Annotated in this window: 5 protein-coding genes; 2 read left to right on the top strand and 3 right to left on the bottom strand. The window is 40.5% G+C overall.

Translation table 11 applies throughout. The features are described 5' to 3' along the window. Positions 1–69: 69 nt before the first annotated feature. Both hisB and hisH read left to right on the top strand, forming a co-directional pair. Positions 70–660, top strand: a complete 591-nt coding sequence (gene hisB / locus HMPREF2573_RS08930; protein ID WP_003657184.1) for an imidazoleglycerol-phosphate dehydratase HisB — start codon at positions 70–72, stop codon at positions 658–660. A 9-nt stretch (positions 661–669) separates the two neighbouring features. Next, the gene (gene hisH, locus HMPREF2573_RS08935) at positions 670–1,296 is read left to right on the top strand and encodes an imidazole glycerol phosphate synthase subunit HisH (RefSeq protein WP_003657182.1); all 627 of its coding nucleotides are present in this window, start codon (positions 670–672) and stop codon (positions 1,294–1,296) included. An 81-nt stretch (positions 1,297–1,377) separates the two neighbouring features. On the opposite strand, the gene parE is transcribed toward hisH, so the two are convergent. The 3 genes from parE to HMPREF2573_RS08955 all read right to left on the bottom strand — a co-directional run bounded on the left by parE (position 1,378) and on the right by HMPREF2573_RS08955 (position 6,218). After that, positions 1,378–3,267, bottom strand: a complete 1,890-nt coding sequence (gene parE / locus HMPREF2573_RS08940; protein ID WP_003664013.1) for a DNA topoisomerase IV subunit B — start codon at positions 3,265–3,267, stop codon at positions 1,378–1,380. A gap of 197 nt (positions 3,268–3,464) precedes the next feature. After that, on the bottom strand, positions 3,465–4,073 hold the full coding sequence (locus HMPREF2573_RS08945; protein ID WP_003660398.1) for a YqiA/YcfP family alpha/beta fold hydrolase: 609 nt from the start codon (positions 4,071–4,073) through the stop codon (positions 3,465–3,467). Positions 4,074–5,150: 1,077 nt separating this feature from the next. Beyond that, positions 5,151–6,218 (bottom strand): hypothetical protein, encoded by a 1,068-nt coding sequence (locus tag HMPREF2573_RS08955; protein WP_003657174.1) that lies wholly within the window; start codon positions 6,216–6,218, stop codon positions 5,151–5,153. Positions 6,219–6,414: the final 196 nt, after the last annotated feature.

Consider the following 6,414-nt stretch of genomic DNA (forward strand, 5'->3'; position numbering starts at 1 on the left):
TTGGCAATTTTAGGCTTTTATGCAAGAATAGCGGTGAATTATTATCCGTCTTATTTTTCAAGGATTATCATGACTCGCTTTTCTAGTGTTACAAGAAATACCGCCGAAACCCAAATCAGTGTCAATATCAATTTAGATGGTAGCGGTCAAGGCGTGCTTGATACGGGTGTGCCGTTTCTTGATCATATGCTTGATCAAATCAAGCGCCATGGACTCATTGATTTGGATGTCAAATGTGTGGGCGATACCCACATCGATGATCATCATAGTGTTGAAGATGTTGGTATTGCAATCGGTCAAGCACTCAAACAAGCCTTGGGCGACAAAAAAGGCATTCGCCGTTATGGGCATTTTTATGCACCGCTTGACGAAAGCCTATCTCGTGTGGTGGTGGATATTTCTGGCCGCCCTGGTTTACACATGAATGTGCCATTCACACGCTCACACATAGGCTCGATGGATGTCGATTTATTTTCTGAGTTTTTTTATGGGCTGGTTAATCATGCCTTTATCACCTTACATATTGATACTCTAAAAGGTAAAAATAGCCATCACCAAATTGAAAGCGTATTTAAAGCCTTAGCCCGTGCATTGCGAATGGCGGTTGAGTATGATGAGCGTGCCAAGGATCAATTGCCTTCAACCAAAAATATGCTCTAAGGGGTTGTTATGACTAAAGTTGCGTTACTTGATTATGGCGTTGGTAATCTGTATTCGGTCGCTAATGCACTCAAAGTGGCAGGTGCTGATGTCATCACCACCGATCGAGCTGATGACATTAAAAAAGCAGATAAAGTTCTGCTACCAGGCGTGGGTGCTATGCGTGATGCAATGGCACATATGGCTAAACATGGCATTGATATCGCCGTTAAAGAAGCTTTGAATACCAAGCCTGTTATGGCAATTTGTGTCGGTATGCAGGCGATGTTTGATGTCTCAGAAGAAGGCGATGTCCCTTGTTTGGGCATCATTTCTGGCACGGTACGCAGATTTGATGACGCTTGGATACAAAATGATGAACCAATCAAAATACCGCATGTTGGCTGGAACCGTGTTGATACAGATACCGATCATATGCTATGGCAAGGCTGCAATCATGAGTATTTTTATTTCACGCACAGCTATTATTGTGACCCCACGCCAAATAATCAGCTGATTTTAGCGCATACCACTTATGGTCAGAAGTTTTGTTCAAGTATCATTTGGGATAATCTTTTTATCACTCAATTTCATCCCGAAAAAAGCCATCATGCAGGCTTAAAACTGTTGTCAAATTTCATTACTTGGCAACCTTAATACTACCAGCCATTTTAACTGATTAAACATGACCTATAAGCCATCTTAATCATGGTTTTATAGGTCATTATCATAATCACCTTAAACAGAAATATCCGCCAAATCCCCTTTGGTCTCTAGCCACTGTTTTCGGTCTGCTGAGCGTTTTTTGGCAAGCAGCATATCCATGATGCTGTTTGTGCTTGCGGTATCATCCAAATCCAAACGAATCAACTTGCGCGTATCAGGGTTCATTGTCGTTTCTTTCAGCTGACTTGGATTCATCTCACCTAGCCCCTTAAAGCGAGTGATTTGCGTTTTTTTATTACCAAGCCTTGCAAGTACTTGTTCAAGCTCTTCATTATCCAGTGCATAATACACATCCTTACCTGCATCAATACGATACAAAGGCGGTACCGCCACATACAGATGACCCGCTTCAATCAGTGCAGGAAAATGCTTCACAAATAACGCACAAATCAGTGTCGCAATATGCAGACCATCTGAATCAGCATCTGCTAAGATGCAGATTTTATCATATCGAAGCTCAGATAAATCATCTGATGCAGGATCTACACCAATCGCAATGGCAATGTCATGAATTTCTTGGCTGGACAATACAGTATCTGATGACACCTCCCAAGCATTTAAAATTTTACCTCGCAGTGGTAAAATTGCCTGAAATGCATTGTCACGCGCTTGCTTTGCTGATCCACCCGCTGACTGACCTTCCACCAAAAACAGCTCTGAACCTTCTTTTAATCCCCCACGACAATCCCACAGCTTACCTGGTAGTGCTGGTCCTTGAGTGACTTTTTTACGCGCCACTTTTTGTGCAGTTGCTAGGCGTTTGGTGGCTTTTGAAATGGCAAGTTCGGCAATGGCTTTGGCGTGATCTGGATGCTGATTTAGCCAAAGACTAAAAGCATCTTTAGCCAAGGTTTGAACCAATGGCGCAGCTTCTCGGCTTGATAAGCGTTCTTTGGTTTGTCCACTAAACTGCGGTTCAACAAATTTCAGCGATAAAATGTAGTTGACGCCATCCCACACATCCTCACCAGACAGCTTGATTTGACGCGGCAATAAATTATGAATATCACAAAACTCACGCAGTGCCTCAAGTACACCTGTGCGTAAACCATTGACATGCGTGCCACCTTGAGCAGTTGGAATAAGATTGACATAGCTTTCGGTAATTGGTGTACCGCCCTCAGCAAGCCACGATAACGCAAAAGTCGCCCCGCCACGCTCACCCAAAGTAGGCTCTTGGCTAACATAAAATGGCTCTTTAGGTAATGTATCAGACCCATCTAGCTGCTCGGTCAGATATTGCACCACACCATCGGTGAACTGCCAACTTTCACTGTCATTTGGCTCAATCTCACTGATAAAATCAATGTGTAACCCTGCTGCAAGCACTGCTTTGGCTTTTAGGTTATGCTTAAGGGTTTTAATTGAAAATTTTGGCGTATCAAAATACTGCCCATCCACCCAAAATTGTACTTTGGTACCACGCTTTTTTTTATTGGCTGATTTATCAGCAATCAAAGCGGTAACAGGCTCACCGTGTTCAAATGCCATCGTGTGCATCAGTCCATCACGCCACACCGTCACCTCAACGCGTGTGGACAATGCATTTACCACACTGATACCCACGCCATGCAGACCACCAGAGACTTGATAGTTTTCGGTGCTAAATTTACCGCCAGCGTGCAGGCGTGTCAAAATCAGCTCAACACCTGATTGATTAAATTCAGGGTGAATATCGGTCGGCATCCCACGCCCATCATCCTCAACAGACAGCGAACCATCCTTATGCAAAATGACGATGATATGACGAGCAAATCCTGCCAATGCCTCATCGACCGAGTTATCAATGACCTCTTGGGCAAGATGATTGGGACGCATAGTATCAGTATACATGCCTGGGCGGCGGCGAACTGGTTCTAAACCTTCTAAAACTTCTAATTTTTGTGAATTATATGTGCTCATAAATATTATGGATAAAAATATAGGTCATTGTACACCAAAGCTAAGATTTTGGGAAATGGTGTTAAATTTTGTCCGCTGTCATGGATTTATCTTGAAGGCTTTGTATTTTTAGAAAAAATACCATACTTAATATTGAAGCGATGGATTTTAATACATAAATTTTGAAATACTGATTGTACAAATTCATTTGAATTCAGCTATCTTTGATGCAATCGGATAGCCCAGTCAATCACTGTTGCCACCTGCACTTCATAATCACTAATACGATGATCGCCTCCTGCTTGTGCCAATACTTGCACGCCTTTTTGATCATAAAAAGCTTGGGTTACCTGTGCGTCTAAAAGCTCATCACCCATCTTAAGTAATACTTTGATTAAATCAGGATTTTTAACAGCCAATCGATGCCGCTCAAACCATGCCAAATCACCATAAGTAATCTGCCAACCGCCCGTTGTTGTATAAATCACTGTCTCATCAGACAAAGCACGTTCATCAAAATTTTGATCCAAAAATCGGCGAAAACTGATATCAGGCCAGATACTAGGATTGAGCAGCACCGCAGGCACACCCGTCAAATCAGATAATAAATTCGCAAAATACCCGCCAAGAGATGAACCAATTAAGACGGTATTTCGATCATCAATGATCAGAGATTTTAAGAGCTTGACCACCTCATCAGGTGTACGATTAAGATCAGGTCGAATGACTTCGATATTTGGATAGTTAGCTTGGCAATAATTTTGTGTGATTTGTGCTTTTATTGCATTGCTATCACTATCTAATCCATGTAGATAAATCAACTTCATAATTTTTCTTAATTAATTTTTAAGTTATTATAAATTAATAAATATTGTTTATATGATAAAATATCTTAGGCGTTAAGATTGCTATGATAACATCAAATCAAGCAAGGCGTTATTTATACTAAATGATGGGTTTGATGGTCGCTGTGATAAAGGCGTTCAGCAAGAGGAATATTTAAGGTAGCCATTTTGGGGTTTTGTACCAATAATAGTTAATGGATAAGTTGATTAAAAATATCACAAAGACAGCCAAAATATAAATAAACAAATAAAAATCAAAACTGACATATCTCATTATCAAAAATAAGATGGTATAGATTGATGCAAATTGTATGGTATTCGTGTTTTTTAATTTTGAACTTAGGGATGATTTTGTATGGCATTTTTGACACACATAATCATCATCTGCTGTATTGTGAAATCTTTGAGATTGGCAATGTGGACAATATGGTGCATGTGTATCAAAAGAGGTTGCTAGTTTATCATGGGCAACAGAGATGTTAAAATCATTTTTGACATCATCATAGTTATCCACGCCTTTTATTAGGGGTCTGTTTTTTATTTTATAAGCATGATAATATCTTAGATTGTTTTCAATGGCAACAATTGCCACAAAAAACAAAAAAATCATAAGAATAATCACTGCCACCCAAAATCCTGTTGTAAGATTGAATTTATCTAAATCAGCAAAAGCGAATATATCAGTATAAATCAATATGAATATGCCGGTACAAATCACATATAATTTATAATATCTTTTGATGAAATATTTGACAAATTGCCAAAAAGTCATTTGCTGCAAATCAGGCGTAAATGGATTGACCAATAGGCTTTTTTGGCAATGCGGACAAAAGATGATGCCATGTTTATAAATCACATCACAAAATATCTTGCCACAATCACCATGTGGACAAGTGCGTGGGGTGGGTATCAAGTGAAATGGATTTTTCATACATTTTTAATTAAAGAGTTCATGAACCATCAAAAAAGTTCACTCTGATTTTATCACATGGCATAAAAATTGACATAAAAAATCTGCCAAAATATTGACAGATTTTTAAGAACATTGCTTGTTGGCAATTAACGAAGGTCACGCTCACGAACAGTGATGGGTGATGCCAAACGGTAATTTGCTGCGGCTGTTTTTGCACCCATGATGCTTGCCACAAAAGTCAGTAGCGTGCTAATCAACCAAAACAGACCAGAGTATAGAGCAGCTTTACGAGCAGTATCTTCTGCACTTTGTAGAGTTTGCTCAATATTCATCTTAGCATCAGCAATGGCTTGTTCGGTGCTGGCACGATATTCATGATAAGCGGTGGCAGTTTCTTCACGCACTTCCAACGCCTGCTCTTGGGTTAAACCCTCTGCTTGTAGTCTGGCAATAAGTTCATCGCCTGTAACAATGGCTTGTACCTCGTCGGCACGCTGCTTGGCATATTCATCAATATTTTTCCATGTGTCAAGATTGGTAAAATCCATGCCATTAAGGTCAGCTTTGGTTTTGTTAAGCATGTCTTCAAGTACATTCACTGTTGCACTGATTTGTGCTTCATCAAAAGTTTCGTTATTCTTAGCAACCCAAGCTTCGATGTCTTGACGGCTGATATTGCCTGTGGCTTTTTGGTACAGCTCTTGTGCTTTGGCAGTGATATCGCCACCTGCGGCATCAGATGAGCCAGCTGCTGCGGTAGCACCAGCACCAGCTACTGTTGTTACCGTTGATGTAACGGCACTGGCAGCCCCTCCAATAGCACCTGCGGTTGTGCCAACAGCGTTGCCAGCAGTTCTTACAATGCCAGTTACACTATTAAAAGCAAATACAGAGCTGATGACAACGATGGCTGCTGCGGTTAGCATACCTGTTAAAGCAGCGTCTTTTGGCAAAATGTCGGTACCATCACCAAATAACGCCTCTGGTGCCGATGCTTTGACAGCAAAAAACCCTGCAACAAAAGCACTGATTAAAGCGGTTACTGCGGTATAAACACCAGCAGCAATGCCTGCGCCACGCAAATCTAGTGATAAAAAAGAGCTTAGCACTAAGGCCAAAGCCAGCATTATCATAGATACAACAAGACCCATCAAAAGTCCTGCAAAAATGCCACGCCATGAAGGGCGTCTGGCGACCGTTGTATGAATGCTCATAAGTAATCCTCTACAATCTTAATATAAAAAATAGTGATAATTGATATGATAATATAAAAATTAAATCCGAACGAACGAACGAACGAACGAACGAACGAACGAACATTATAAAAAAAGTTTGTGTAATATTCAATAAGACTTTGGTAACTATCAAGCAATAATACCCAACCCCCAAACAAAACCCCCCTTTGCTTCT

Source organism: Moraxella sp. HMSC061H09 (assembly GCF_001809255.1).
Lineage (GTDB): Bacteria > Pseudomonadota > Gammaproteobacteria > Pseudomonadales > Moraxellaceae > Moraxella > Moraxella catarrhalis.

Coding starts and splice junctions, on each gene's coding strand:
- hisB (WP_003657184.1), top strand. CDS start 70: ATGACTCGCTTTTCTAGTGTTACAAGAAATACCGCCGAAACCCAAATC.
- hisH (WP_003657182.1), top strand. CDS start 670: ATGACTAAAGTTGCGTTACTTGATTATGGCGTTGGTAATCTGTATTCG.
- parE (WP_003664013.1), bottom strand. CDS start 3,267: ATGAGCACATATAATTCACAAAAATTAGAAGTTTTAGAAGGTTTAGAA.
- HMPREF2573_RS08945 (WP_003660398.1), bottom strand. CDS start 4,073: ATGAAGTTGATTTATCTACATGGATTAGATAGTGATAGCAATGCAATA.
- HMPREF2573_RS08955 (WP_003657174.1), bottom strand. CDS start 6,218: ATGAGCATTCATACAACGGTCGCCAGACGCCCTTCATGGCGTGGCATT.